At 64.1% G+C, this 26,315-nt stretch carries 29 protein-coding genes and 1 riboswitch; of the genes, 12 read left to right on the top strand and 17 right to left on the bottom strand.

Features of this window, described 5'->3' with window-relative positions; genetic code table 11:
* Window positions 1–13 precede the first annotated feature (13 nt).
* Entirely contained in the window at window positions 14–1,153 is a 1,140-nt protein-coding gene (ispG, locus tag RMN99_RS00800) for a flavodoxin-dependent (E)-4-hydroxy-3-methylbut-2-enyl-diphosphate synthase (protein WP_309621381.1), read from the top strand.
* A 35-nt stretch (window positions 1,154–1,188) separates the two neighbouring features.
* Entirely contained in the window at window positions 1,189–1,704 is a 516-nt protein-coding gene (locus tag RMN99_RS00795; RefSeq protein WP_309621380.1) for a TIGR02281 family clan AA aspartic protease, read from the top strand.
* A gap of 77 nt (window positions 1,705–1,781) precedes the next feature.
* On the opposite strand, the gene RMN99_RS00790 is transcribed toward RMN99_RS00795, so the two are convergent.
* Together RMN99_RS00790 and dcd are read right to left on the bottom strand one after the other, a co-directional pair.
* Window positions 1,782–2,954: an acyl-CoA dehydrogenase family protein gene (locus RMN99_RS00790; RefSeq protein WP_309621379.1), complete on the bottom strand. Its 1,173-nt coding sequence runs from the start codon at window positions 2,952–2,954 to the stop codon at window positions 1,782–1,784.
* 14 nt (window positions 2,955–2,968) lie between these two features.
* Entirely contained in the window at window positions 2,969–3,523 is a 555-nt protein-coding gene (gene dcd, locus RMN99_RS00785; protein WP_309621378.1) for a dCTP deaminase, read from the bottom strand.
* A 109-nt stretch (window positions 3,524–3,632) separates the two neighbouring features.
* Between dcd and RMN99_RS00780 the strand changes: the two genes are divergently transcribed.
* Window positions 3,633–4,985: a CHASE3 domain-containing protein gene (locus tag RMN99_RS00780; RefSeq protein WP_309621377.1), complete on the top strand. Its 1,353-nt coding sequence runs from the start codon at window positions 3,633–3,635 to the stop codon at window positions 4,983–4,985.
* A 3-nt stretch (window positions 4,986–4,988) separates the two neighbouring features.
* Here the strand turns inward: RMN99_RS00780 and RMN99_RS00775 are convergent, their stop codons facing one another.
* Window positions 4,989–5,987, bottom strand: coding sequence for an NAD-dependent epimerase/dehydratase family protein (locus RMN99_RS00775; RefSeq protein WP_309621376.1), 999 nt, complete (start codon window positions 5,985–5,987; stop codon window positions 4,989–4,991).
* Between the two features lie 227 nt (window positions 5,988–6,214).
* Between RMN99_RS00775 and wecB the strand changes: the two genes are divergently transcribed.
* The 3 genes from wecB to RMN99_RS00760 are packed head-to-tail and all read left to right on the top strand — an operon-like array spanning window position 6,215 to window position 9,026.
* Entirely contained in the window at window positions 6,215–7,348 is a 1,134-nt protein-coding gene (gene wecB, locus RMN99_RS00770; RefSeq protein ID WP_309621375.1) for a non-hydrolyzing UDP-N-acetylglucosamine 2-epimerase, read from the top strand.
* Window positions 7,332–8,633 (top strand): UDP-N-acetyl-D-mannosamine dehydrogenase, encoded by a 1,302-nt coding sequence (gene wecC, locus RMN99_RS00765; protein ID WP_309621374.1) that lies wholly within the window; start codon window positions 7,332–7,334, stop codon window positions 8,631–8,633. The genes wecB and wecC overlap by 17 nt, the downstream gene beginning before the upstream one ends.
* 3 nt (window positions 8,634–8,636) lie before the next feature.
* Complete coding sequence (locus tag RMN99_RS00760) at window positions 8,637–9,026, top strand: hypothetical protein (RefSeq protein WP_309621373.1); 390 nt, start codon at window positions 8,637–8,639, stop codon at window positions 9,024–9,026.
* Here the strand turns inward: RMN99_RS00760 and RMN99_RS00755 are convergent.
* From RMN99_RS00755 to RMN99_RS00745, 3 genes are read right to left on the bottom strand one after another with little or no spacing between them, the layout of a single operon-like run.
* Window positions 9,023–9,370: a hypothetical protein gene (locus RMN99_RS00755; RefSeq protein ID WP_309621372.1), complete on the bottom strand. Its 348-nt coding sequence runs from the start codon at window positions 9,368–9,370 to the stop codon at window positions 9,023–9,025. The genes RMN99_RS00760 and RMN99_RS00755 overlap by 4 nt on opposite strands.
* A complete protein-coding gene (locus tag RMN99_RS00750; protein WP_309621371.1) occupies window positions 9,370–9,774 on the bottom strand; it encodes a GFA family protein in 405 nt (134 codons plus the stop codon). Before RMN99_RS00750 ends, RMN99_RS00755 begins: the two co-directional genes overlap by 1 nt.
* A gap of 60 nt (window positions 9,775–9,834) precedes the next feature.
* Entirely contained in the window at window positions 9,835–10,380 is a 546-nt protein-coding gene (locus tag RMN99_RS00745; RefSeq protein WP_309621370.1) for a septal ring lytic transglycosylase RlpA family protein, read from the bottom strand.
* Between the two features lie 54 nt (window positions 10,381–10,434).
* On the opposite strand from RMN99_RS00745, the gene RMN99_RS00740 reads away from it, so the two are divergent.
* Entirely contained in the window at window positions 10,435–10,740 is a 306-nt protein-coding gene (locus RMN99_RS00740) for an alkylphosphonate utilization protein (protein ID WP_309621369.1), read from the top strand.
* On the opposite strand, the gene RMN99_RS00735 is transcribed toward RMN99_RS00740, so the two are convergent.
* From RMN99_RS00735 to RMN99_RS00720, 4 genes are all read right to left on the bottom strand, one after another.
* The gene (locus RMN99_RS00735) at window positions 10,737–11,360 is read right to left on the bottom strand and encodes a hypothetical protein (protein WP_309621368.1); all 624 of its coding nucleotides are present in this window, start codon (window positions 11,358–11,360) and stop codon (window positions 10,737–10,739) included. The two genes, RMN99_RS00740 and RMN99_RS00735, sit on opposite strands and share 4 nt — an antisense overlap.
* A 49-nt stretch (window positions 11,361–11,409) precedes the next feature.
* The gene (locus tag RMN99_RS00730; protein ID WP_309621367.1) at window positions 11,410–11,832 is read right to left on the bottom strand and encodes a YciI family protein; all 423 of its coding nucleotides are present in this window, start codon (window positions 11,830–11,832) and stop codon (window positions 11,410–11,412) included.
* Window positions 11,833–11,920: 88 nt separating this feature from the next.
* Entirely contained in the window at window positions 11,921–13,222 is a 1,302-nt protein-coding gene (locus tag RMN99_RS00725; protein WP_309621366.1) for an MFS transporter, read from the bottom strand.
* A 76-nt stretch (window positions 13,223–13,298) separates the two neighbouring features.
* Entirely contained in the window at window positions 13,299–13,748 is a 450-nt protein-coding gene (locus RMN99_RS00720) for a DUF3429 domain-containing protein (RefSeq protein WP_309621365.1), read from the bottom strand.
* Between the two features lie 142 nt (window positions 13,749–13,890).
* Between RMN99_RS00720 and RMN99_RS00715 the strand changes: the two genes are divergently transcribed.
* Window positions 13,891–14,577, top strand: coding sequence for a DUF2726 domain-containing protein (locus tag RMN99_RS00715; protein WP_309621364.1), 687 nt, complete (start codon window positions 13,891–13,893; stop codon window positions 14,575–14,577).
* A gap of 7 nt (window positions 14,578–14,584) precedes the next feature.
* On the opposite strand, the gene RMN99_RS00710 is transcribed toward RMN99_RS00715, so the two are convergent.
* The 4 genes from RMN99_RS00710 to thiC all read right to left on the bottom strand — a co-directional run bounded on the left by RMN99_RS00710 (window position 14,585) and on the right by thiC (window position 18,129).
* Window positions 14,585–15,529: a hypothetical protein gene (locus RMN99_RS00710; protein WP_309621363.1), complete on the bottom strand. Its 945-nt coding sequence runs from the start codon at window positions 15,527–15,529 to the stop codon at window positions 14,585–14,587.
* Window positions 15,530–15,611: 82 nt separating this feature from the next.
* Complete coding sequence (locus RMN99_RS00705) at window positions 15,612–15,941, bottom strand: type II toxin-antitoxin system PemK/MazF family toxin (RefSeq protein ID WP_309621362.1); 330 nt, start codon at window positions 15,939–15,941, stop codon at window positions 15,612–15,614.
* On the bottom strand, window positions 15,938–16,198 hold the full coding sequence (locus RMN99_RS00700; RefSeq protein WP_309621361.1) for an antitoxin MazE-like protein: 261 nt from the start codon (window positions 16,196–16,198) through the stop codon (window positions 15,938–15,940). The genes RMN99_RS00705 and RMN99_RS00700 overlap by 4 nt, the downstream gene beginning before the upstream one ends.
* A gap of 71 nt (window positions 16,199–16,269) precedes the next feature.
* Window positions 16,270–18,129 (bottom strand): phosphomethylpyrimidine synthase ThiC, encoded by a 1,860-nt coding sequence (thiC, locus tag RMN99_RS00695; RefSeq protein WP_309621360.1) that lies wholly within the window; start codon window positions 18,127–18,129, stop codon window positions 16,270–16,272.
* 31 nt (window positions 18,130–18,160) lie between these two features.
* A riboswitch (TPP riboswitch) is annotated at window positions 18,161–18,266 on the bottom strand.
* 34 nt (window positions 18,267–18,300) lie between these two features.
* On the opposite strand from thiC, the gene RMN99_RS00690 reads away from it, so the two are divergent.
* Entirely contained in the window at window positions 18,301–20,001 is a 1,701-nt protein-coding gene (locus RMN99_RS00690; protein WP_309621359.1) for a D-aminoacylase, read from the top strand.
* Here RMN99_RS00690 and RMN99_RS00685 read toward each other — a convergent pair whose 3' ends face one another.
* Complete coding sequence (locus RMN99_RS00685; protein WP_309621358.1) at window positions 20,002–21,624, bottom strand: SEL1-like repeat protein; 1,623 nt, start codon at window positions 21,622–21,624, stop codon at window positions 20,002–20,004. It abuts the gene before it with no gap.
* Between the two features lie 157 nt (window positions 21,625–21,781).
* A complete protein-coding gene (locus tag RMN99_RS00680) occupies window positions 21,782–22,147 on the bottom strand; it encodes a hypothetical protein (RefSeq protein ID WP_309621357.1) in 366 nt (121 codons plus the stop codon).
* A 161-nt stretch (window positions 22,148–22,308) separates the two neighbouring features.
* Between RMN99_RS00680 and RMN99_RS00675 the strand changes: the two genes are divergently transcribed.
* A complete protein-coding gene (locus tag RMN99_RS00675; RefSeq protein ID WP_309621356.1) occupies window positions 22,309–22,938 on the top strand; it encodes an SOS response-associated peptidase family protein in 630 nt (209 codons plus the stop codon).
* On the opposite strand, the gene RMN99_RS00670 is transcribed toward RMN99_RS00675, so the two are convergent.
* Window positions 22,935–23,423, bottom strand: coding sequence for a hypothetical protein (locus RMN99_RS00670; RefSeq protein WP_309621355.1), 489 nt, complete (start codon window positions 23,421–23,423; stop codon window positions 22,935–22,937). The genes RMN99_RS00675 and RMN99_RS00670 overlap by 4 nt on opposite strands.
* A gap of 299 nt (window positions 23,424–23,722) precedes the next feature.
* Here RMN99_RS00670 and RMN99_RS00665 point away from each other — a divergent pair, with 299 nt between their 5' ends.
* Window positions 23,723–25,096: an NAD(P)-binding domain-containing protein gene (locus tag RMN99_RS00665; RefSeq protein ID WP_309621354.1), complete on the top strand. Its 1,374-nt coding sequence runs from the start codon at window positions 23,723–23,725 to the stop codon at window positions 25,094–25,096.
* Window positions 25,093–26,307: a cytochrome P450 gene (locus RMN99_RS00660; protein WP_309621353.1), complete on the top strand. Its 1,215-nt coding sequence runs from the start codon at window positions 25,093–25,095 to the stop codon at window positions 26,305–26,307. Before RMN99_RS00665 ends, RMN99_RS00660 begins: the two co-directional genes overlap by 4 nt.
* Window positions 26,308–26,315 lie beyond the last annotated feature (8 nt).

Here is a 26,315-nt window from a genome sequence, read left to right as displayed (position 1 = left end):
TATATCGCACGCTATGTCTTCGATCCGACCCTGGCGCGATATCGCGCGGCGCACATCCCGGCAGATCATGGTCGGCAAGGTGCCGGTGGGCGGCACTGCGCCGATCACCGTGCAGACCATGACCAACACGCTGACCAGCGATGCGGCGGCAACCATCGCCCAGATCAGGCGCTGCGAGGATGCCGGGGTGGACCTGATCCGCGTCTCCTGCCCCGATGAAGCCAGCACGGCGGCGCTGCGCGAAATCGTCCGCGCGGCCGAAGTGCCGATCGTCGCCGACATCCATTTCCACTACAAACGCGCGCTTGAAGCAGCGGACGCGGGCGCCGCCTGCCTGCGGATCAATCCCGGCAATATCGGCTCGAGCGATCGCGTCGCCGAAGTGGTCCGCGCGGCAAAGGCCAACGGCTGCGCGATCCGCATCGGGGTAAACGCCGGCAGCCTTGAGAGAGACCTGCTCGAAAAGTACGGCGAGCCTTGCCCCGAGGCGCTGGTCGAGAGCGCGCTCGATCACATCAAGCTGCTGCAGGATCACGATTTTCACGAATACAAGGTGGCGGTGAAGGCCAGCGACGTGTTCCTCGCGGTCGCCGCCTACATGCAATTGGCCGAAGCGGTCGATTGCCCGCTGCACCTTGGCATCACCGAGGCCGGCGGGCTGATCGGCGGGACGGTCAAATCGAGCATCGGGATCGGCAACTTGTTGTGGGCCGGGATCGGGGACACGATCCGCGTCTCGCTTTCGGCCGAGCCCGAGGAAGAAGTGCGGGTCGGCTATGAAATCCTCAAGAGCCTTGGCCTGCGCACCCGCGGTGTCCGCGTCGTCTCCTGCCCCAGTTGCGCGCGGCAAGGCTTTGACGTGATCCGCACGGTTGAAAAGCTCGAAGACGCATTGCAGCACATAAAGACCCCGATGAGCCTGTCGGTGCTGGGCTGCGTGGTCAACGGCCCGGGCGAAGCGCGCGAAACCGATATCGGCATCACTGGCGGCGGCAATGGCAAGCACATGGTCTACCTCTCGGGCGTGACCGACCACCACGTGCAGGACGCCGACATGATCGGCCACATCGTCAGCCTCGTTGAAGCGAAGGCGGCCGAGATCGAGGCCGGGCAATCGGTCAGCATGGACGTGGCGCACGGGAAAGCGGCCTAAGCTTTCGGTAACCCGTGCGGGTTATCCTGCACGCTATGCTGAACCGGCTTCATGTCATTTCGCTCACCGCGGTCGGCTCGATGAGCCTGGCGGCGGCAATGATCACCCCGCACACTGGCAAAAAGCCGGTGCCGGTCATTAACGCCCCGAGCGAGACGCCGACGCAGGAGATGATCGGCACCGGGCGCGAAATGCTGCTGAAGGCCGATGCCGCCGGGCAATTTCACATCGAGGCGCAGATCAACAGCGCGCCGGTCAGCTTCCTGATCGATACCGGGGCCAACATGGTCGCGCTGACCGAAGCGCAGGCTGCCGAGCTTGGTCTGATGATGATGCCCGACGATTTCCAGCCCAACATGCAGACCGCATCGGGCGTGGGCTACAGCGCGCCGGTGCACCTTGACCGGATCGAGATCGGCGGGTTCGAACTGCGCGATGTCGAAGCGGTAGTGGTGCGCGATCTGCCGATCAACTTGCTTGGCCAATCAGTGCTAAAGCAGCTCGGCTCGGTCGAAATGCAGGGCGATACGATGGTGCTGAAGCCGAAGTAATATCAAGTTGCAATGAGCTTGACTCATGTCCCCCTTCTCCACCGGGGAAGGGCTGTCGGGTTTGGCCATGAAACTCTCTAAAACCGATATTGGCGGCTCGCCAGATCGTACATGATTTCTTCGCTGCCGCCGCCGATCGCCATCACCCGGACTTCGCGGTAGATCCGCTCGACCCGGCTGCCGCGCACGAAGCTTGCCCCGCCGAGGATCTGACAGGCCTCGCGCGCGCAAAACTCCATGGTCTGCGTCGCCTGAACCTTGAGCAGCGCGAAATCGCCCGGGAAAGCCTTGCCGTTCAGCACCTGCCACGCGCAATGATCGATCCACGCCTGGGTGGCGTGGATCCGCCGGACCATATCGGCCAGCTTGTGGCGGATCGCCTGGTTGGTCACCAATGGCTTGCCGAAGGTTTCGCGTTGCCGCGCCCAGTCGAGCGCGTCCTCATAGCAGATCCGGGCATAGGCCGCCGCGCCTTGCGCCATGCCGAGGCGCTCGGAATTGAAATTGCGCATGATCGCGCCGAACCCGGCGTTTTCGGGGCCGATCAGGTTCTCGGCGGGCACTTCGACATCGTCGAAATGGATCGTCGCGGTGTCGCTGCAGTGCCAGCCCATCTTGTCGAGCCGGGTGCGCGACACGCCGGGGCTGGCAGTTTCGACCAGCAGCAACGATACGCCCGCGATCCCCGCCCCGCCGGTGCGCACCGCCAGCGTGACATAATCCGCCCGCATGCCCGAGGTGATCAGCGTCTTGGTGCCATTGACCACATAGGCCGCGCCCTTGCGCTCCGCTTTGGTCCGAAGATTGGCCACGTCCGATCCGCCGCCGGGTTCGGTGATCCCCAGCGCGATGATCTTTTCACCCGCCAGTACGTCGGGTGCGATCCGCCGTTTCAGTTCATCGCTACCCGCCGCCAACACCGGCGGCAGGCCGATCCCGTGAGTCATCAGCGAGGCGCTGATCCCGCCCGCACCGGGGCGCGCCAGTTCCTCGGTCTGGACCAAGGCGTGGAACAGGTTGAAAGCCGTGCCGGTGCCGCCAAATTCCTCGGGATAGTTGAGGCCGAGCACGCCCGCTGCGGCAGCTTTCTTGTGCAATTCGCGCGGCAATTCACCGGCCGCCTCCCAGGCATCGATATGCGGCATGATCTCACGCGAAACGAACGCGCGAACAGAATCGCAAACCGCCTCGTGGCTTTCATCGTAATGCGGCGAACGCGCGCGCCACTGATCGAACAACGGCGTTTCCACGGCAGCGCCTCCTTCTAAAGCTTCGGCAGGGTCACCCCGCGCTGGCCCATGTATTTGCCCGCGCGGTCGCCATAGCTGATTTCGCACGGCTCGTTGCCAGCCAGGAACAGGAACTGGCAGGCGCCTTCATTGGCATAGATCTTGGCCGGAAGCGGGGTGGTGTTCGAAAATTCCAGCGTCACGTGGCCTTCCCATTCAGGCTCGAGCGGGGTGACGTTGACGATGATCCCGCAGCGCGCATAGGTGCTTTTGCCCAGACAGATCACCAGCACATCGCGCGGGATCCGGAAGTATTCGACCGTGCGGGCCAGCGCGAAGCTGTTCGGCGGGATGATGCAGCAATCGGTCTTCATGTCGACAAAGCTGTTGTCGGTGAAGTTCTTGGGATCGACAATCGCCGAATGGACGTTAGTGAACACCTTGAACTCGTCCGCCACGCGTGCATCATAACCATAGCTGGACAGGCCATAGGAAATGCAGCCGTCCGCCTGCTGCCGCTCCACGAAAGGTTCGATCATGCCGGTTGCGCCAGCCTGTTCGCGGATCCATTTATCTGAGAGAATCGCCATGGCGCGGTGATGGCGCATGGCGGATAGCGGCGGCAAGGCGAGCCGGGCGGCTTGTCCACCGGAGTCGATTGCCGCTTGAACGCTGCGGACGCTATGATAGGTCGGCGCTATGCCCCAGCCTCCTATCCGTCCCGATCGTCCGGGCAGGCTGCATGCGGCCTTGGGCCGGGTGGCAAATCTGTCGCCAACCGTGATCCTGGTGGCGCTTACCGTGCTGGTGGTCGCAATCGGCCTGCTGCTGGTGCAGTCGTCGTTTGCCCAGCGCACCGCGCGCCAGACCGCCAATGCCGAAGCCGATGCGGCAATTGCGCTGGAAACGGTCGAACAGACACTGCTCGATGCCGAAACCGGCCAGCGCGGCTTTCTGTTGACGCAGGATCCTGCCTACCTGCAACCCTATGACGCCGCCCAGGCGCGGATCGGCAAAAGCCTTGACGATCTCCAGATCAAGCTTGGTTCAACCGGCGATCCGCAAACCGATGACCGGCTGCGCACCGTCGCACAGTTGAGCCGGGCCAAGATGGCCGAGCTTGACCAGACGGTTCGCTATGCCCGGACCGGCAATCTTGAAGCGGCGATGATCCTGATCAGAAGCAATGCGGGCAAAGTCAGCATGGACCAGCTACGCCTGCACCTGGCCGCGCTCGCCGTGGGTCTGCGCCAGCGCCGCAGCGATGCTTTCGCCGCCGCCGAGCGCGCCGAGAGCTGGCAGGTGCCGCTGCTGCTGGGCATGTGGCTGGGGCTGTTGCTGATGGTCTGGGCGGCGCAGCGCTCTGAACGCCGCCGGGTCAGCGCCGAAAATGCCGCCAGCCATACCGCGCGGCTGCGTGACCTCAACGAACGCAACCTGCTGCTGGCGCAGGAACTCAACCACCGGGTCAAGAACCTGTTCAGCGTGGTGCTGTCGCTGATCGGCATGGCCGCGCGCGCAAAAGGCGATACCGCCAGCGTGGTGGCGGGGCTGAGCGCGCGGGTCCACGGCCTGTCGCGCGCCCATGCGCTGGCTTTCGGCGCGGGGCCCGACGCGGTCACCGATATTGCCGCGTTGCTTGGCAGCATGATCGAACCCTATCAGGACGAGGCCGGGACGCGCATCGCCCTGGTCGGCGGACCCTGCGGGATCGTGGCCCGGCAGGTCACCCCACTGGCGCTGGTGCTGCACGAGCTGGCGACCAATGCCGCGAAATACGGCGCGCTGTCGGTACCCGAAGGGCGCGTCGAAATCCGCTGGTCCAGTGCGCAAGCCGATGGGGCGGGCGTGCTGACCACGCTGGAATGGCGCGAGCTGGGCGGCCCGCCTCCGCCCGCCAATCATCAACCGGCAGAAACCTCGGGCGGGTTCGGGACAAAGATGACCGCTGCCGTGCTGCGCCAGATCGCCGGCACGATCACCCGCGCATGGCCGGCCGAAGGCGCGCTGGTGACGATCACCTTCCGCTGTGACGCCGAACCCGCTGATTGACGCCTAGGCCGCGTGGTAAGCGCGGTACCATTCGACAAATGCCGGAACACCCACGTCGATGCTGGTCGTCGGGGCGTAGCCAAGGTCGCGCTGGATGGCGCTGATATCGGCATAGGTCTTGTAGACGTCACCCGGTTGCATCGGCAGCATTTCCATCACGGCCTCTTTGCCGCAGGCCTGTTCGAGCAGACCGATCACTTTCATCAGCGGCTCGCACTGGCTGTTGCCGATGTTGTAGAGCGCGTGCGGCTTGATCGAACCGCCGGCCTTTTCCGTTTCGTCATCGGCGGGGGGATTATCGAGGCAGGCCACTACGCCCGCGACGATATCGTCGATATAGGTGAAATCGCGGTACATATCGCCATTGTTGAACACCGGGATCGGCTCACCCGCCAGGATCCGGCGGGTGAAATTCCACAGCATCATGTCGGGCCGGCCCCACGGGCCATAGACGGTGAAGAAACGCAGACCAGTGAGCGGCAGGCGGAACAGGTGGGCGTAGGTTTCGCTCATCAGCTCGTCGGCGCGCTTGGTTGCGGCGTAGAGCGAGACCGGGTGATCGGTGCGGTCCTCGACCGCGAACGGCAGCTTGGTGTTGCCGCCATAGACCGAGCTGGAGCTGGCATAGACCATGTGCTCCACCGCGCGGTGCCGCGCCAGTTCGAGCAGATTGACGTGTCCCGCCAGGTTCGAGCTGACATAGGCCTGCGGGTTCTCGATCGAATAGCGCACCCCGGCTTGCGCGCCCAGATGCGCGATCCGGTCGATCTGCTGGCTTTCCAGCGCCGCGTTCAGCGCCGTCATGTCGGAAAAATCGAGCGCGTGGAAGGTGAAGCGGTTGCCGCCCGCTGCGCTCAGCGCCGCCAGCCGATCGCGCTTCAAGGAAACCTGGTAGTAATCGTTGAGGTTATCGACCCCGATGACCACATCGCCGCGCGCCAGCAACTGCTGGGCCAAGGCATATCCGATAAAGCCGGCCGCGCCGGTGACAAGAACTCGCATTCAAAACCTTCCAAACAGAGCCAACTGCTCTCCCCTCCCCGGCGGGGAGAGGCTGGGGGTGGGGGTTCGACGCCAGCATTGACGCGCGGCCTGTCGGCCTCGCTCCCCCACCCCTAACCCCTCCCCGTTGGGGAGGGGGATTTGAACGGCAGATCAGTTAACCAAAGAGCGGCTTTAGTCTGCTGACCTTATTTCATGGTTAACCCACCAGTGTTAGGGCAAATCGCATGACTGATCCCGCCAAGATCCTGATCGTGTTCGGCACCCGGCCCGAAGCGATCAAGCTGTTCCCCGTGGTCGCCGCACTGCAGGCCGATCCGCGTTTTGCCCCGGTGGTCTGCGTTTCGGCGCAGCACCGCCAGATGCTCGATCAGGTGCTCGATATCGCCGGGATCTTGCCGGACTTCGATCTCGATCTGATGAAGCCCGACCAGACGCTCGATGGGCTCACCGCCGCGCTGCTGACGGAACTCGGCAAGGTGATGGATCAGGTCCAGCCCGCCCGCGTGATCGTGCAAGGCGATACCGCCACTGCGATGGCCGGGGCACTGGCCGCCTATTACCGCAAGATTCCGGTCGATCATGTCGAGGCGGGGCTGCGATCGGGGAACATCTATCACCCCTGGCCCGAAGAGGTGAACCGCAAGATCATCGGCACCATCGCCAGCCTGCATTTCGCCCCGACCGATCTTTCGGCCAAGGCGCTGACCGCCGAACAGGTCGATCCGGCGCGCGTCCATGTTACCGGAAACACGGTGATCGATGCGCTCTATTGGGTAACTGCGCGGATTGAAGCCGATCCATCACTCGCCGCGGGCCTCGCCGATCTCGAAGCCCGGTTCGCCGGCAAACGCATCATCGGCGTTACCAGCCACCGCCGCGAAAACTTTGGCGGCGGCATGGAAAGCATTGCTGCGGCGATCCGCCAGATTGCGGCGCGGAGCGATGTGGCGGTGATCTTCCCGGTCCACCTCAATCCCAACGTTCGTGCCGTGATGAATTCCGCGCTGGCGGGGCTTGAAAACGTCGCGCTGATCGAACCGCTCGATTACCCGCATTTCGCCCGGCTGCTGGCGATCGCCGCGATCATGCTGACCGACAGCGGCGGGGTGCAGGAAGAAGCCCCGGCGCTGGGCAAGCCGGTGCTGGTGATGCGCGAAACCACCGAACGCCCCGAAGGCATAACCGCCGGGACTGCCAAGCTGGTTGGCACCGAAACCACGGTTATCGTTACCGAAATGTTTAAGCTTCTCGACGATAAGGCTGCTTACGAGAGCATGGCGCGCGCCCACAATCCTTTCGGGGACGGGCAGACCGCACGCCGAATCGTGGAGCTGATCGGGAATGAAATCGGACGTTAAGCCAGACGTTTGTGTCGTAGGTTTGGGCTACATCGGGCTGCCGACCGCCGCGGTGGTCGCGCGGTCGGGCTGCCAGGTGCTGGGCGTGGACGTGACGCAATCTGTCGTCGATACGATCAACCGCGGCGAGATCCATATCGAGGAAGTCGATCTTGATGGTCTGGTCCACGGCGTGGTCGCGCGCGGGCTGCTGACAGCCTCGACCGAAATGGCCCCGGCCGACGTCTTCGTGATCGCGGTGCCAACCCCGTTCGATGCCAACCATGCGCCCGACATTTCCTATGTCCTCGCCGCCGGTGAAGCGGTCGCCAAGGTGCTCAAGGCGGGTGACACGGTGATCCTTGAATCGACCTCGCCAGTCGGAACCACCGAAGCGCTGCGCGATCTGATTGCCGATCGTCGCCCAGACCTGAAGTGCCCCGGCCTGACCAGCGAAACCCCTGACATTTCAGTCGCCTATTGCCCCGAGCGGGTGCTGCCGGGCAAAATCCTTGAGGAACTGACCAACAACGATCGTTCGATCGGCGGGATCACCCCGCGCTGTGCCCGCAAGGCGCTGACTTTTTACAAGCTGTTCGTGCGCGGAACCTGCGTCGTTACCGACAGCCGCAGCGCCGAAATGACCAAGCTGGTCGAGAATGCCTACCGCGACGTCAACATCGCCTTCGCCAACGAATTGAGCATGGTGGCCGACACCATGGGGCTTGATGTGTGGGAAGTGATCCGGCTCGCCAATCGCCATCCGCGCGTCAACATCCTCACCCCCGGGCCGGGCGTGGGCGGGCATTGCATCGCGGTCGATCCGTGGTTCATCGTCCACGGCGCGCCCGAACAGACCCCGCTGATCCGCACTGCGCGCGGGGTCAACGATGGCAAGATCCACCACGTGATCCAGCGCGCCGAAGCGCTGATCGCGGCCAATCCGGGCGCGAAAGTCGCTTGCCTGGGCCTCGCCTTCAAAGCCAACATCGACGATTTCCGCGAAAGCCCGGCGCGGCTGGTGGCGGTCACGCTGGCGCGCAAGTTCGGTGACCGGGTCAAGGTGGTCGAACCCTATGCCAGCGAACTGCCGCGCGACTTTTCGGGGACCGAGGCCGAACTGATCGATATCGACACCGCGCTTGAACAGACGCAGATCCTGATCGTACTGGTCGATCATGACCAGTTCAAGGCCGTGCCCGTGGCCGGACGCGCGCGCCATACGGTTTACGACACCCGCGGCATCTGGCTCGATCAGCCCAAGCCGGCTGGCGCCGAGGCCGAAGGGTTGCGGCTGGCTGGCTAAGCCGTGTTCGAAGCCTGGTTCCTTTGTGGCGGGATGGCGCTGTGCCTGGTCAGCCTGTGGGCGATCGCGCGCAAGGACTGGGTCCGGCTGCGCTCGATCACCCGCACGGCCGAAGCCGAAGTGATCGGCCACCGGATCAACCGAGACAACAACGGCACCAGCTATGGCGCCCTCTATCGCTTTTCAGCCGAGGGCGCGGTCCACGAAGTGGCTGACGAGATGCTCCACGGCAGCCCCGCGCCGCCGCTGGGCACCAAAGTGAAGCTGACGTACCCGTTCGGCCGCCCCGATCTGGCCCATGTTGCACGCCCGTTGGTCTGGCTGGCGGTCTATGGCGTGCTGATCGTCCTGCTCGGCATGCTGATGGCCAAATCGCTGGGCTGGTTGCGCTAACCCGCAGCTGCCCGGCGGCGCAGCAGAAACACCACGAACAGCGCGGTGAACACCATATCGCCCAGCAGGATCCAGCCAGTACCGGGCAGCGCGCGGCCCGCCTGAACTTCGGGCCAGATCAGCGCCACAACCCCGATCTTGCCCAGCACCCCGGCCCACAGCACCTGCCCCAGGCGCTCCGGCGCGCGCGCAACCATCGCATAGACCAGGCCAAAACAGCCAACCAGCAGAGCGACGATCCGGTCATTCACCGCCGCACCCGGCACGAAGAACGAGGGCACCGCCACCAGCAGGTTGAACGCGGCGGCGACCCACAGCACAGCTTTCCAGAATCGCATCGCCATCACCCCGGATTGGTTTTGAATGCGGGCACATCGCCCAAATCAACCCAGGACTGCTTCGATTTGGTCCAGATGTGGGCAGAAGGTTTGAACCAGCTGCTGTCATCGAGCGTCCCGGTCTTGATGAACACCATGCCGGGTGCGGCCATGACCTTGCTGAACAGCGGCGAGCCGCAAGTGCCGCAAAATTGCCGCTCGACCGGCTGGCCGCTTTCGCCGTGGTCGATGAAAGTCACTGGCGCGCCAAGCGTCACCGTCATCGCGCGCTCGGGCACGCCGGCTATCGTCGAAAAGGCGCTGCCCGCCTGTTTCTGGCAATGGCTGCAATGGCACACCAGCTGCATCGCCGGGTCGCCGCTCACTTCATAGCGCACCGCCCCGCACAGGCATCCACCGGTCTTGGTCATGGCAGGCCCTCCTCCGCAGCAATTCTGGGGCATGGCTATGGCCCGGTCAAGACCGCCGGATCAGTCGCTGACCATGGTCAGGCTGACCCGCGCGGTGCCGCTGCGATGCAGGCCGATCGCCTTTGCCGCGGCAAACGACAAGTCGATGATCCGTCCCCGGGTCCAGGGGCCGCGATCGTTGATCCGCACCACCACCGCGCGCCCGTTATCAAGGTTACGCACCTTGATCCGGCTGCCAAACGGTGCGGTGCGGTGCGCGGCGGTGAGGCCTGTGCTGCGATAGGTTTCGCCGTTGGCGGTGCGGCGGCCCGAGAACTCGTTCCCGTAGTAGCTGGCGATGCCAGTGCCGAGGTTGCGCCCTTGATCCAGCTTGCGCGCTTCCCCGGCCAACAACGGCGGCGCGGCCAGCGGTGCCGACAGGCACAAGGCCAGCGCGATCCAGGTTCGCAGCTGCATGCTTTGTCCTCCCACCCGTTCGTTCGGCGGCCGGCTCTCGCGGTCCTTGGCAGCGGCATAGCGCCTTCGCGCAGGGCGAGACAAGTGCGCTGAGACCAGCCGCGCAGCAAACCGGGCAATCCGCTGGACATTGGCGGGCGGCGCGCTCACCTTGCTGATCTGGGCGTGGATCCTCGCCGACGCAATGCTGTGAAAGGCCCGGCGATGAGCGACGACGACTACGTCTATGACGAAGACAGCGGCGAATGGCTGCCCGCCAGCGAGCTGGCCGCCAAAAGGGCGGCCGAAAATGCCGTCGAAGTGCGCGATGCGGTGGGCAACCTGCTGGCCGATGGCGATGCGGTGATCCTGATCAAGGACCTTACCGTCAAGGGCGCCGGACAAACGCTCAAGCAAGGCACTGTCATTCCCTCGATCCGGCTGACCGGCAATGCGCAAGAGATCGATTGCCGCTATCCCGGCATCAAGGGCTTGGTGCTGCGGGCCGAATTCGTCCGCAAGAGGGCTTAGGAACACCCCTCGATATAGCCCAGCACCGGCATGGTGCCGACATGCATCGCGGTAACCTTGCCCGCCGGATCCAGTTCGAACCGCACCGCGACATTGCCGTTTTCAGCGCCCGGAGCGGTCAGGTATTTGCCGCCTTCGACATATTTGTGCGGCTCCTGACGGAAGCCGGGGAAGGCATCGTCAACCTGAGCGCGGCTCGAGCCGAACCCGATCCCTTCGATCGTCCGCACATCCGATCGCTCGCTGACCGAGATGCGCCGCACTGTGCCTTGCTCGGCAATCGCATAGACCCCGGGGTATTTTGGCGAGGAGACCAGCCGGCAGCTGTCCGATGCTTGCGCGCCGCGCTCGGCCCAGGTTCCGCCCGCAGGAACTGGCTGCCCGATCTTGAGTGCGCCCAGCCCGTCCAGCGTCAGCACATGATCACCCACCGTGCCTTGCGGCAGCGGAGATCCCGTCGCATCCAGCCCCGGAACCGCGCCAGCCGGGACAATTTCACCGGGCAGGGCAGTCTCGCTTTCGAGGGTGGCGGTCTGATCGGGGCCCGCATCCGAACAGGCGGCGAGCGTAAGGACCAGGGCAGGAGCGAGCGCGCGAAACGCGAGACGTTGATAATGCATGCCTGTGCAACGAACCGCCGCCCGCCCGGTTCCCCCAGCACACGCAGCGCTAGCGCCCGACCAGCACCGCCACGCTCATCAGATCGGCGGCATAGGGGCGCGCCGCGCCGCGCAAAATCCGCGCCTTTACCGCCGGATCGGCAGCCAGCAGCGCATCGGCCTCCTTCTGGTTCTTCGCGCGGATCAACGCCAGGCCCGAGCCATCGCCGAGCGGCCCGGCCGCGGCAATCCGCCCTTCGCCCAGCAATGCCTTCCAATAGGCGCGGTGCTGATCAAGCCCCGGACCCTTGAACGGCTGGCCCTTCTTCCACGCCTGCCCCGGCCCCAGCAACACGGCAAAAAGCCGCCCCTTGGCGACCGGAACCCGGGCTTCGATCGAGCCTTCGGAGCGCGGCGCGGCGGTGATCGGCGCGGCGCCCAATGACACCGCCAAGAGAAGGCCCGCGACAAGCGGACCGGCAAATCTGACCATGAGCGACTCCCTTAAGGCCGCGTCATGGCGCAGTTAAGCGCATACTGCATCCGTCCAGCGCCACGCCGTGCGGGGGCTGCGGCAGGCGCTAAGTTGCGGCGATGCGCGCCTTGTCGCGGTGGAACCAGTGCCCGGCGAGGAAGAAGGCCGGCAGCGCCAGCATCGAGACCAGCGACATGGTCAGCATCGCGCTGGTATAAGGTTGCGGATCGCCGGCAGTGCGGAACATGTCGATCAACCAGCCGGTGCCGGTGATCCCCACCCCCAGCCCAATCGCGTTGAGGCACAGGATGTTGAACGCCACCAGCGTGGCCCGGGCCGAGGGCGGGGACAGTTCCTGCACGGTCGAAACCGATGGGCCATAGAACGCGCAGAGCAGGAATATCCCGCTGCCCATGCCCAGATAGAACAGCGGCGATTCGGGCGACACGATCCGGAACGCCAGCGTGACCGGAGCCAGCGCCAGGAACATCCAGAACAACAGCATCGCGCGGCCCGATTTGCGCGTACGGTACCACCAATCGCCCACAAATCCGCCAAACAGGTTGCCCGCGATCCCCGCCAACACGGTGACAGAACCGGTGATCTTGGCCACTTCGGCACGCTCGAACCCGCGTTCCTGCACGTACCACAGCTGGTCGAAAGCGGCCGCGCCCACGGCAATGTGCAGCGCCACCCCGCCGCCGATGATCATCGCCAGCGCGGGCGAGGCTTTCAGGCTCGCCCCGATCACAGCCAGGTGCCCGCGCCAGCCCGGCCCGTGGGCGTGGGTCTGGCTCTGCGGCGCGCGCGGATCGCGCACTGCCAGCATCACCGCAGCCAGCACTAGCCCCGCCGCGCCGAGCAGGTAGAAGCAATTGCGCCACCCGATCGCCGGGCCGAGGAAACCCGCCACCAGCAGGCTCAGCCCCGCGCCAAGCGGCACGCCCATATAATAAAGCGCCATCGCCAGCCCCAGCCGCGTCGGCGGGAACCGGTCAGCCAGCAGCGAAGCGGCAGACGGGGTCAGCGCCGATTCCCCCACCCCGATCAGCGCGCGCGGTAGCGCCATCGAGGCAAATCCGCGCGCCGCCCCGCTTGCCGCAGTCAGCAACGACCACAGCGCAATCGCCACCGCAATCAGGCGGCCGCGATGCATCCGATCAGCCAGCACGCCCATGAAAAGGCCGGCCACGGCATAGAAGATGATGAAGAACAGACCCGTCAGCAGACCATACTGGGTATCGCTCAGCCCCAGTTCGGGCTTGATGAAATTGGCGAAGCTGGGCAGCAATTGCCGGTCAACGAAGTTGAGCACGTTGATCACGGTGAGCAGCGCCAGCAGCCCCCAGCGTGATCCGGTGCCCGTTTCGCCGATGGCGCGCGCCGGTTCGTCCGTGGATGCTGTCATGGCCGGCTCTCTCTGCAAATTTGGCCAAGAGCTATCGCGCCCGGCCCACCGGGTCCAGCCGCAATTGCCAGTGCCGTCAGACCAGCGCGATCAGCAGCGTTGAAACGCCCAGTCCCACCGACAGCGGCACCCGCAAGCGCAGCCACCACGGCGGGCACAGCGGCGCGATCCGCCAGTCCACCGCCAGGCTGCCCAGCAGCCCCAGCCCCAGCAGCACCAGCGAAGGCTGCGGCCACTCCGCCGCAAACACCCACGGCACATAAGTGACAAATGCGATCAGACTGGGCGCAATCGCCGCCAGCCACAGCCAGTCGGGCACCGGCACCTTGCTGTGCAAGCGGGTGGCGGCAATCCCCCACCACAGCCCGCCCAGAAAGCTGAAGATCAGCGCCGCATAGCCCCAGGCGAGCGCCAACGCCGCAAAGCGCCACTCCTGAGGCCCGAGTGTGAGCGCGGCGAGGCAGGCAAATTGCGGCAGCAGGCCTGCAAGGCCGAGCGTGCGGGGATAGAAAGGGATGGCGTTCATTACTGCGCTAACTACTGCGATCCGTCGGATCCGGTCAGCGGGCTAAAGGTGCAGTTTGGAGGCAGCGCAGCAGAAAGCTAGCGGACGGGCTGCCAGCGCGCTTCATCTTGCTGCGGCTGGCACATTGTGGCTAGACTGCCTGATGCCACCCGAACTGGCCGCCTTGATCGACAATCCCTTGCTGCTTGCGGCAGTGCTGGCGGTCGGCGCAATTTGCGGTGTGGCGATCGAACGGCTGGCCGAGAACATCGAAAAGCAGCGCCGCCGCGAATACTGGCGCGGCCGAGGCCATGGCGGCAAGTCTCAGCCTACACCTTGGCGGCGCAACACCGGCCTGCCAGTCCCCACCGAGAAAGCCGCGCCCCGCACCGCCGCCGCAGCCGATCAGCTGCGCTGTGTGATGGAGGCAGAGTTCACCGAACGCGCACTGCTCAACAAGAGCGAGGCAGCGGTGTTCAAGACGCTCGACGCCGCCGTGATTGCCCGCAACCCCGGCTGGCAAGTGATGGCGCAGGTCTCACTGGGCGAGTTCCTCGCCAGCACGGACAGCGACGCCTTTGCCGCCGTCAATTCCAAACGCGTCGACTTCGCGCTGATGGACGAGCACGCCCACGTCCGCCACGCCCTCGAATACCAGGGCACCGGACATCACCTGCCCGGCGGCGCAGCAGCGGCAAGGGACGCGGTGAAGAAGGAAGCGCTGCGTAAGGCGGGGATCGGGTACCACGAGGTGGTCGCGGGGCATACGACGCCGGCGGAGTTGAAGCGGCTGGTGGAGCGGTTGGTGCCGGGAGGGCCTGAAACGGCAATTGGTGCACAGTCACAGTAATCGCAAATTAGTTCAGCTTCTCGTCCGATCCAACCCATCGCTTTGCAAGGTCTAGCACGTCCAGCATCGACACGTAGACGTAGTCCAGAAACATCACCATTTCCGAGACTTCCAGATTTTTCTGGTCTGTAAAGATGCTCGACGGAGTTGCATGCAGCAGGCGACTGGTGAAGGAATAGATGAACTCATACTGGGCCTGCATGTCAACGCGCTGGGCTTCCGCCTTCCAGTTCCAATGCTCCTTGAGTTTCTTGCACACTGAGGCCGCGCAGGTCGTGGTAAGCGCTTTCTGATTTGCCTCCAACTCTCTGATCTGCGCATTAACCTGCGGTATGGCCTGTTTGCCAATCAGGTGCGCCTGAATCTGGAAACCATTTTGCTTGGCGTCCTCGGCGTAAAGGCTGAAATTGCGCCGGGCTTTGCGGTCTATTTCGTCCATGATCGAGGCAGTCGCCGCCGCCACGTGATCGGAGCTAAGATTTTGCACGTTTTCCGACAGTTCCCTCAAGCTGTTTTCAAGTAGGGCGGATTCTTCCTTCCCTAGTCCCTCGAACAGTTCGATTTCATCATCCAGCTTTTTCCTCAGAGCTTCGAAATGCTGGAGCTGTCCCGAAATCACTCTGCCATAGAAGACCAGTCCGTAGTCCGGCTCGCGGTCCATTAATCGCAGCCACACCAGCGTCTCGAAGACATAGCGTGTGGTGGCCAGCACGTTCAGCGTTTCTAGGTGGAAGAAATTGTTCTCTAGAATCAACCGGAGGCGGATCAGCGCGTTGCGGTAAGCGGTAGCGACCCAGAAATCCGCGCCTCGCTCCAGATCGTCCATGTCCTTCGATTCTTCGACGGCCCTTGCCCTCTCATCGAATCGCGCGATGGCTGCCACAAAGCGCGGCATGAGATCACGTAATTCACTCACGATGCGGGCTAGACGTTGACTCATTTTGTCACTCATCTTGATCTCCCGATTTCCTAATTGTGGAGTACTGTGAGAGGAACAACGGTGGATTCTAGTGGCGGACGAAACATCCTCAAACTCACTCCTCAAACCCCAGCACCAGCGTTAGCGCAGCCTCAACCCGCGCCATGTCTGACGGGCCAATCGCACCGAGCCGACGGCCCAGCTTGCCCCGCGGGATGGCCATCACCTTGTCCGCCATCAGATCCGAATCCTCGAGCAAGCCGTTGTCTGCACTGGCGGTGAAGGCCACGCGTGAGGGGATCGCTGTGTTATCGTGCGTGGTGAATAGACAGGTGACGACCGAGTCCGTTTCGGCCAGCAAGTCCGATTGCACGATCAGCGCGGGGCGCGGTTTGCCCGCGTAGCTGGGGCCGCCCGCCTGGGTCCAGACTTCGCCGCGCTTCACGAACCCGCGTTTTCGCCAGACCCAGCCCGAGGCAGTCCATCCATCGTTTCGTCATAGAGCGATTCGAGATAGTCCATCGTTCCATCAGCATGGTCACGGCGGTTGATTTCGGCCGCGCTACGACGAATCGCTTCGCGCACCTTGGGATCGCGCAGATCGGGCACCCATATCTGCTTGAGCCGTAGCCCCTGCGCGCGCTTGGCGGCGCGGTAGCGGGCGGCGCGCTGCGCTCCGGTCAGGTTTTCGTGCACGCCCATCTCTGGCCTCCGTTACTAGTAACGTATGCCGTCAAGGCCGAGAAGGCAATATCCGATGCCTCCGCTCCGGTTCAATCGTGCTCCCGGTCCCCAGCCCCGATATACAACTCCCGCCCGCCTTCGTTGTAGACCCGGCTCATTTCTTCCATCCCCTTTTCCGCGTCCTCGGCGGCGACAAACGTCTCCACCCCGGCATTCTGCTTCGCCGCGAAATCGCGAACTTCCTGAGTGATCTTCATGCTGCAGAACTTGGGGCCGCACATTGAGCAGAAGTGCGCGGTTTTGGCGCCTTCGGCTGGCAAGGTCTGGTCGTGGTATTGCTCCGCCGTGTCCGGGTCCAAAGACAGGTTGAACTGGTCGCGCCAGCGGAATTCGAAGCGGGCGCGGCTTAGCGCATCGTCGCGGACCTTGGCGGCTGGATGCCCCTTGGCCAGATCGGCGGCGTGGGCGGCCAGCTTGTAGGTGACCACGCCGACTTTGACGTCATCGCGGTCGGGCAGGCCGAGGTGTTCCTTGGGGGTGACGTAGCACAGCATCGCCGTGCCGAACCAGCCGATCATCGCCGCGCCGATCCCGCTGGTGATGTGGTCATAGCCCGGCGCAATGTCGGTCACCAAGGGCCCGAGCGTGTAGAACGGGGCTTCGCCGCAGGCTTTGAGCTGCTTGTCCATGTTCTCCTTGATCTTGTGCATCGGCACGTGGCCGGGGCCCTCGATCATCACCTGCACGTCCTGTGCCCAGGCGCGCTTGGTCAGCTCGCCCAAGGTGTAAAGCTCGGCGAACTGGGCTTCGTCGTTGGCATCGGCGATCGATCCGGGGCGCAGGCCATCGCCCAGTGAATAAGCGATGTCATAGGCCTTCATGATCTCGGTGATCTCGTCGAACCGTTCGTAGAGGAAGCTTTCCTTGTGGTGGCTGAGGCACCATTTGGCCATGATGCTGCCGCCGCGGCTGACGATCCCGGTAACGCGTTTGGCGGTCATCGGGATGTAGGGCAGGCGCACCCCGGCGTGGATCGTGAAGTAATCGACCCCCTGTTCGGCCTGTTCGATCAGGGTATCGCGGAACACTTCCCAGCTCAGGTCCTCGGCCACCCCGCCAACCTTTTCGAGCGCCTGATAGATCGGCACGGTGCCGATCGGCACGGGGCTGTTGCGGATGATCCATTCGCGGGTGTCGTGGATGTTGCGCCCGGTCGAAAGGTCCATCACGGTGTCCGCGCCCCAGCGGATCGACCAGACCATCTTGTCTACTTCGGCCGCGACGTCCGATGCCACTGCCGAGTTGCCGATATTGGCGTTGATCTTGACGAGAAAATTGCGGCCGATTGCCATCGGCTCGCTCTCGGGGTGGTTGATGTTGTTGGGGATGATCGCCCGGCCGCGCGCCACTTCCTGGCGGACCCATTCACCGGTGACGTAATCGGGGATTTCCGCGCCCCAATCCTGCCCATCGCGAATGTGGCCGATGATCTGTTCGCGGCCGAGGTTCTCGCGCGTGGCGACATATTCCATCTCGGGGGTAACGATGCCTTGGCGGGCGTAGTGCATCTGGCTGACGTTCTGCCCGGCCTTGGCGCGCAGCACGGTGCGCCGCACGTTGGGGAAGGCGGGGACGCCGCCCGAGCGATCGGGGCCGAGCTGGCCGTTGTCTTCGGGCCGTACCTCGCGCTGGGTGACTTCCTCGACATCACCGCGTCCGCGAATCCATTCGCTGCGCAGTTCGGGCAGGCCAGCTGCGATATCGATCTGCATGGCAGCGTCGGTATAGGGGCCCGAAGTGTCATAGACCCGCACCGGTGGCTCGCCGCACGAAGGCTCAAGATTGATCTCGCGCATCGCCACCTTGAACGGGCCGACATGGACCTTGGTGGAGCCCCGGATCGGCCCGGTGGTGACGCCGATTTCGAGCTTGCTGTTGATGTCGGCCATGTGCGCAAAGTCCTTTGATGGACGGACCGGGGGCGCCTTGGCAGACCCTCCCTCCGCCCGTGCTAACGGGTTCAGGTTCAACGGGTCGGGCTGCGTTACCAGCCCCTCTCAGTCACAAGACTCCCCGGGGATGGCTGGACAATAGGCTGCTCCCCTCGCACAGTCCAGCCCATGGCCATGAACACCACCCGCCGCGCCTTTCTGGGCGGCATCGCCGCGAGCGCCTTGGCGCCGCAAGTCGCCTTCGCCCGCCGCACAGGCAGCTATGATGCGATCGTGCGCGGCGGCATGGTGTTCGATGGGCTCGGCAATGCGCCGGTCGAAGCCGACGTGGGGATCGCCGGGGGCCGGATCGCCGCGATCGGCAAGCTGGCGGGGCGGCGCGCCGCGCTGGAAGTGGACGCGCGGGGCAAGGCGGTCGCCCCGGGCTTCGTCAACATGCTAAGCTGGTCTAACGAAAGCCTGATCGAGGATGGCCGTTCGCAAGGCGATATCCGCCAGGGCGTGACGCTGGAGGTGATGGGCGAAGGCAGTTCGATGGGGCCGCTCAACGCCGAGATGAAGGCGCGCACGGTGCGCGAACAAGGCGATATCCACTACCCCGTGACCTGGACGTCGCTGTCCGAATACCTTGGTTTTCTTGAGCACACAGGGGTGAGCTGCAATGTCGCCTCGTTTATCGGCGCGGGCACCTTGCGCGCGCACGAAGTGGGCTATGACGACGTGCGCGCCAGTCCGGCGCAGCTGCGGGCAATGCAGGACCTTGTCCGCACCGAAATGCGCGGCGGGGCGCTGGGGATAGGATCGTCGCTGATCTACGCGCCTGATAATTTCGCCAATACCGACGAGCTGATTGCGCTGACGCAGGCCGCAGCGGAATTCGGCGGCGGCTATATCAGCCACATGCGCAGCGAGGGCGGCCGCTATCTTGAGGCGATCGACGAACTGCTCGAGATCGGGCGGCGGGCCAAGGCGCGGGTGCAGATGTATCACATGAAGCCGGGCGGCCAGGCCAATTGGCACAAGGCCGACGCCGGGATCGCCAAATTGAATGCCGCGCGCAAAAGCGGAATCGACGTTTCGGCCAACGTCTACACCTACACCGCCGGTGCCACCGGACTGGATGCGGCGATGCCGCTGTGGGTGCAGCAGGGCGGGCGCGATGCGTGGATCGCACGGCTGAAAGACCCCGCGATCCGCGCCCGCGTGCTGGCCGAAATGCGCGCCCCGGCGGTCGGTTGGGAAAGCCTTTATCAGGCCGCCGGAACGCCCGACAACGTGTTGCTGATCGGGTTCAATAACCCCGCGCTCAAGCCGCTGACCGGCAAGACGCTGGCCGAAGTATCGGCGATGCGCGGCACCAGCCCCGAAGACACGATCATCGATCTGGTGATCGAGGACGGCAGCCGGGTCGATACCGCCTATTTCCTGATGAGCGAGGAGAACCTAAAGAAGAACCTGAAGTGGGGCTGGACCATGCTGGGTTCGGATTCGGCGAGCATGGCGCCCGAAGGCACGTTCCTGCTCAAAAGCACGCATCCGCGCGCCTATGGCAATTTTGCCCGGTTCCTTGGCAAATATGTCCGCGATGAAAAAGTAATGCCGCTGGCGGAAGGCATCCGCCGCCTCACCTCGCTTCCGATCCAGCAGATGGGGCTCAAGGAGCGCGGACGCTTGGCGGTGAACTATGCCGCCGATGTGGTGGTGTTCGATCCGGCTGCTATCACCGATCACGCCACTTTCGCCAAACCGCACCAGTATGCAACCGGGGTTTCCGAGGTGCTGGTTGGCGGCAAGGCCGTGCTGCGCGGCGGCGAACACACCGGGGCCACCCCGGGCCGGTTTGTCAGAGGGCCCGGCTGGCGCGGCTGACTACTTCGCGCTCAGCCGTTCGATCGCGGCCACCGCCTTGTCGCGCAGCCTGGCTTCGGGATCGAGGGTCAGCGTCTTGCGGTAAAGCGTCAGCGCCTTGCCGGTGTCCTTGGCCACGCCTTCGCCGTTCTCGTACAGCGTGGCGAGGTTGGTGCAGCCCAGGGCATTATCGCCGTCGCAGGCCTGACGGAACAGGTCGGCAGCGCGGGGATTGTTTTCGGCCACGCCTTCCCCGTCATCGAACATCACCCCGGCATTGTTGCAGGCCAGCGCTTCGCCCAGTGTGCAGGCCTTCTGGTACAGCACCAGCGCCCTGGCATCGTCCACCGCCACGCCGGTACCGTTGTCGAAAAGCAGCGCCAGGTTGTGGCAGCCCAGCCCCTCACCCTTGTCGCAGGCCGCGGTGTAGAGCGCAGTGGCGCGGGGCAGGTCCTTGGTCACGCCCTTGCCTTCTTCGTAGAGCGAACCAAGGTTGGCGCAACCCAGCGTGTTGGCACCGTCGCAGCCCCGGGTATAGAACCGCACCGCCTCGGCCGGATCGATATCGACGCCGATCCCGCTTTCGTACAGCACGCCAAGGTTGGTGCAGGCCGCCGCCTCACCCCCGGTGCAGGCCTTGCGATAAAGCCGCGCGGCGCGGGCGTTATCCTTTTCCACCCCGGTGCCCGCACGGTACAGCAGCGCCAGATTGTAGCAGCCCAGCGCATAGTCCTTGTCGCAGGCGCGGCGATAGAGCGTGGCGGCGCGCGCCGCATCCTTGGTCACGCCCTTGCCGTCTTCATAGAGGATCGCCAGGCCAACGCAGGCGCTCATCGAACCGCCATCGCAGCCGCGGCGATAATAGCGCGCGGCGCGTTCGGGGTTCTTTTCAACCCCCAGCCCGTCGCTGTAGAGCCCGGCAAGACTACCGCAGAAGGCATAGTCGCGCCCATCGCAGGCCAGCTCGTAAAGTTCGGCTGCGCGGGCCGGATCCTTGCCCACGCCGGTGCCGGTCTCGTACAGGTAAGCGAGATTGCCGCAGGCCGAATGTTCGCCGAAATCGCAGCTTTTGCGGAACAACCCGGCGGCGCGTCCCGGATCGGCGGCCACCCCGCTGCCGTCCTGATACAGCAGGCCAAGGCTGAAACAGGCCGATTCCTCGCCGCCATCGCAGCCCTGGCGATAGAATGCGGCGGCGCGCGCCTGATCCTTGGGCACGCCATTGCCGTTGTCGTAAAGCAGGCCCAGATCATAGCATCCGGTCGCATTGCCGAGATCGCAGGACCGGATGTAGAACTGCGCGGCCTTGGTCAGATCCGCCTCCAGCCCTTCGCCCTTCTGATACGAATAGCCCAGCGCCGCGCAAGCGCCGCCATCCTTGAGCACACAGCCGCGGCGATAGAATTCTGCTCCGCGCGCGTCGTCGTTGGCCACCCCGGGGCCATCAGAGTAAAGATCGCCGGCGCGCGCACAGGCGCGGCCATCACCGCCGTTGCAGGCTTTCTCCCACAGGTCGGCAGCGACTTTATAATCCTCGCGCTCAAAGGCGGCTTGCGCGGCTTCGAACTCAGCATCGGCCATCGCGGCCTGCGCCAGGCCCAGAATGCCGACCATGAAAACCACCCACCAGCGCGCCCCTGCCATCCGCTTTCATCCCTTCGTTCAAGCCCTTGCGCGGCACTATGGCGCTTGCGCTTTGCACCGTCCAGCGCCCAGCCACTTGTCTGCACGCAAAGCCGGGCCGGGAATGGAGGTTCCCGGCCCGGAACGGCAGTCCAGACAGTGGCCTGAACCGCGCGGGTCAATAGGCTTGCGTGTAAGGCACCGGCCGGCAGACCGATTCGGACGTCGCGAGCTGGGTGCAGGTCTTGTAGGTCTGGTCGCGGACGTTCTGATAGTCGCCGCGGACCATCTGGAAATCGGGCTCGTCCGCGCACAGCCGGTCAAGCGTGCTGAGTGCCGCATCCAGCACATAAAGCAGATTGGTCAGCTGGACGATGGTGCTGGCGCTTTGCGGCGGCTTGTTGAGATTGACGACCTGCACCAGCCGCTGGTCCTGATCCATGCACTGGTTGGCATTGGCCGCCGCGGTATAGGCCGGCAGCGGCACCGCGACGGGCACCACGGCGGTGGACAGCGCGGCTATGATCATGGTCCTGATTTTCATGTGGCTTCTCCCGGTTGCCGACCCTGCGATCCTGGCCCGGAGGCAAGGATCAGCGCGGCCATCCCACCACGGATCGGGCAAACCGAGTGTGACGGTGATCACATCGCCGCAAATATGCCCGCTGCTTGGCCCGGCGCTGAGTTGCGGTTAGGCCTGTGCGCATGACCGTCGTTTACCGCCTCGATTACCCCGCCGCGCAGATCGCCGCGCAGTTTGGCGCGGCGGCGGGCACCGATCCGTGGGCCGGCGGTCTGGTCAGCCCCGGCCAGTTCGCCCCGGTGATCACTGCCGGACGCGAAGCGATTGCCGGGCCGCGCCAGCCGCACCAGCCGCGCCGCATGGTGCCGCGGCTGTGGGGTGTGCCGCCGCCGCCCGGCGCGGGTGAGCGCGGCGGGGCGGTGCTATCGGTGCGTAATCTGGAAAGCCCATTCTGGATCGGCAATCTGCGCAACAGCGAGTTTCGCTGCCTGATTCCGGCAACCGCATTCATGGTCTGGAGCAAAGGAGTGGACGCCGCGGGTAAGCGGGTGCCACGCTGGATTTCCTGCACCGACCAGCCACTGTTCGCCTTTGCCGGGGTGTGGAAGGATAGCGAAGTGCCCAGCTTTGCGCTGCTGACCTGCGAACCCAACGCTGTCCTGCACGGACTTGGCGCAGAACGGATGCCAGCGATCCTGCCGCCTGATCCCGAAGCGTGGCGGCAATGGCTGAATGGCGGGTGGGACCGGGCGCAGGAGCTGGTGCAGCCCTATTCGTCCTCAGCTATGCGCCCAGGGATACGGGACGTCTAGAAGGTTTCGCGACGAAACGAGAGCGTGATCATGGAGGCTCCATTGCCTTCGCGCTCGATCGCAGTCAGGAAGCCTGCGCTGTCGCAGCGCATATCACCCAACGGCAGAACAGCATTGCCCCAACTGCGCAGCATCATTTGACCTCGCCCGTCGGCCCATAATGTGATGTCGGTAATGTCACGCCGGTTGGCATCGAAATTGCGATCGTTGAACGCGACCATGAACCGGCCTTGCATGTCGGTTCCGTGCCAGCCGAACGCACCCTCCGAGACGCTGATGTGACCCCACTTGGTGTCCGATGCTGCGGGTCCGCCCGAAGTGATCTTCACTCTGGCAAATTTGGCACCGATCCGCCGGTGCGGATTGCCAGCCATCCAGCTGATGTGCCCGCTTATCATTGTCGCGCAACTGATAGGCGCCGCCGAAATCGGGGTCGAGACGGACAATGAAAAGGTAGCGATCGATGCTAGTAACAGCTTGTTCATAACTCAGTCTCCACCAGCGCTGAATTTCCCTGCCTCACTATCTCTCATGTAGCGACTGCTGTCGATAGGAAGTATTGGCATCGCGCGGACCATGCGTGACTGTCTCTCAGACGCTTGCGCGCGCAAGCAGGCCTAACCGCAGTGCATGTGGGTCCGGCTGAGCAGCCAGAACTGGCCGTAGATATCGACGAAGCCCAGAATGCGCCGGGGTTGTGTGCTTGTCCAGTCATGATCAGCGCTGGACATTAATCGCGCGGTTAAACATAGTCCGGCGACAACACGCGGGAGAGGCGATTCTGATGGCCCAAATGACTGCCAAGCCCAAAGTTTGCATCATCGGCGCGGGCTGCAGCGGGTTCACCACCGCCAAGCGGCTCAAGGACTACGGCATCCCGTTCGATGTCTATGAGGCGTCGGACGACATCGGCGGCACCTGGTACTACGGCAATCCCAACGGGATGAGCGCCTGCTATCAAAGCCTGCACATCGATACGTCCAAATGGCGGCTGGCGTTCGAGGACTATCCGGTTCCGGCCGACTGGCCCGATTACCCGCACCATTCGCTGCTGCTGGGCTATTTCCGCGATTACGTCGATCACTTCGGCTTGCGCGAACACATCCGCTTCAACACCCGCGTCGAAAACGCCGAGCGGCAGGCCGAGGGCGGCTGGGCGATCACGCTCTCGACCGGCGAGGTCAAGCATTACGACGCGCTGTGCGTGGCGAACGGCCACCACTGGGCCGCGCGAATCCCGGAATATCCGGGGCACTTCGATGGCACGCAGATCCACAGCCACAACTATCGCAGCCCGTTCGAACCGGTGAATTGCATCGGAAAGCGGGTACTGGTGGTGGGCCTTGGCAATAGCGCGATGGATGTCGCCAGCGAGCTTGCGCAGCGCCCGATCGCCGACAAGCTGTTCGTCTCGGCGCGGCACGGGGTGTGGATTTTCCCCAAGTATTACAAGGGCCAGCCGCTCGACAAGAACCCCGCCCCGGCCTGGCTGCCCAAAGGTATCAAGCAGTGGCTCGGCGCGCGGATGATCAAGGGGCTGGTCGGCAAGATGAGCGATTACGGCCTGCCCGAACCCGAGATCGGCCCGTTCGAAAGCCACGGCACCGTCTCGGGCGAATTCCTGGTCCGCGCCGGATCGGGCGATATCACGATGAAAGGCGGGATCGAGCGGCTCGACGGCCAGGACGTGGTGTTCGCCGATGGCAGCCGCGAGGCGATCGACGTGATCGTCTGGGCCACCGGCTATGATATTGCGTTCCCGTTCTTCAATGATCCGGCCTTCCTCGCCGATGCCGACAACCGCCCGCCGCCGCTTTACAAACGGATCATGAAGCCGGGCGTTTCGGACCTGTTCTACATGGGCCTGGCCCAGCCGCTGCCGACGCTGGTCAACTTTGCCGAGCAGCAATCAAAACTGGTCGGGGCATTCCTGGCCGGGCAATATCTGCCCCCGCCTGCGCCCGAGATGGAACGCGTGATCAAGGCCGACGAGGACTATTACACCGGGCAATATTACGCCGCGCGGCGCCACACCATCCAGCTCGATTTCGATCACTACGTCCGCGCGTTGACCAAGGAACTGGCGCAAGGTGCCAAGCGCGCCAAATTTGCGGGCAATCACCCGCCGCTGACCGCCAAGCAACTGGAGACCGCATGACCCGCCCGCTCAATCCGATCGATGTCAGTCAGGACGCGCTTTATGTCGAGAACCGCTGGCGCGAACCCTTTGCCATGCTGCGCGACACCATGCCGCTGTCATGGCGCGAGGAAAGCCCGTTCGGCCCCTATTGGTCGGCGGTAAGCCACGATCTGGTGTCCGAGGTCGAGCTGCGCCACGATGTGTTTTCGTCGCGCTGGGACAAGGGCAACATCACCATCGCCGAATCAATCAACGGCCAGGGCTTTCCCAATTTCATCGCGCAAGACCAGCCGATCCACACCGCGCAGCGCCGGGTAATCGCCCCGGCCTTCTCGCCCAGCCAGATGCTCAAGCTGGACAAACAGGTCAAGGCCCGGACCAGGGAGCTGCTGGACGAGCTGCCGATCGGCGAAACATTCGACTGGGTTGAACGCGTCTCGATCCCGCAGACGCTGGGGATGCTGTGCATCCTGTTCGACATGCCGTTTGCGGAATGGCGCGATATCAAGCGCTGGTCGGATTGGGCCAGCGGGGTTTCGGCCGACAACCTCAACGAGGAATATTTCGCCCAGTTCATGGCGCAGATGGGCGAAATGCTGGCCCGGTTCGACCGCGAACTGGAAGACCGGCGGGGCAAGGAACCGACCGACGATCTGCTCAGCCGGATGGTCCATTCCGAGGCGATGGGCCAGATGGAACCGATCGAACGGATCGCCAATATCGCGCTGCTGATCGTGGGCGGCAACGATACCACCCGCAATTCGATGTCGGCCTTGGTGGAGGCGTTCGACACCTATCCCGAAGAGCTCGAACGGCTGCGCGCCGATCCCAAATTGATCCCCAACGCCGCACAGGAAATCGTCCGCTGGCAGAGCCCGGTGACGCATATGCGCCGCACCGCGCTGGCAGATACCGAGCTTGGCGGTCAGGCCATCAAGGCGGGCGAAAAGGTGGTGATGTGGTACATCAGCGCCAACCGCGACGAAAAGGTGTTCGCTGATGCCGAACGCTTCGATGTCGGCCGGACCAACGCCCGCCGTCACCTGGGCTTTGGCCATGGCATCCACCGCTGCGTCGGCGCGAAGCTGGCCGAAGATCAGCTCGCCACTTTGATCGGCGAGATCGTTGACCGCAAGATCAGGTTGGTCCCGCAAGGCACACCGACGCGGCTGGCCAGCCCGTTCCTGCACGGTTTCACCTCAGTCCCAGTGCGGATCGAGCCGCTGTGAACGGGTGC

The sequence above is a fragment of the Novosphingobium sp. genome (assembly GCF_031417815.1).
Lineage (GTDB): Bacteria > Pseudomonadota > Alphaproteobacteria > Sphingomonadales > Sphingomonadaceae > Novosphingobium.
This window is presented reverse-complemented; position numbering and strand designations above follow the sequence as displayed.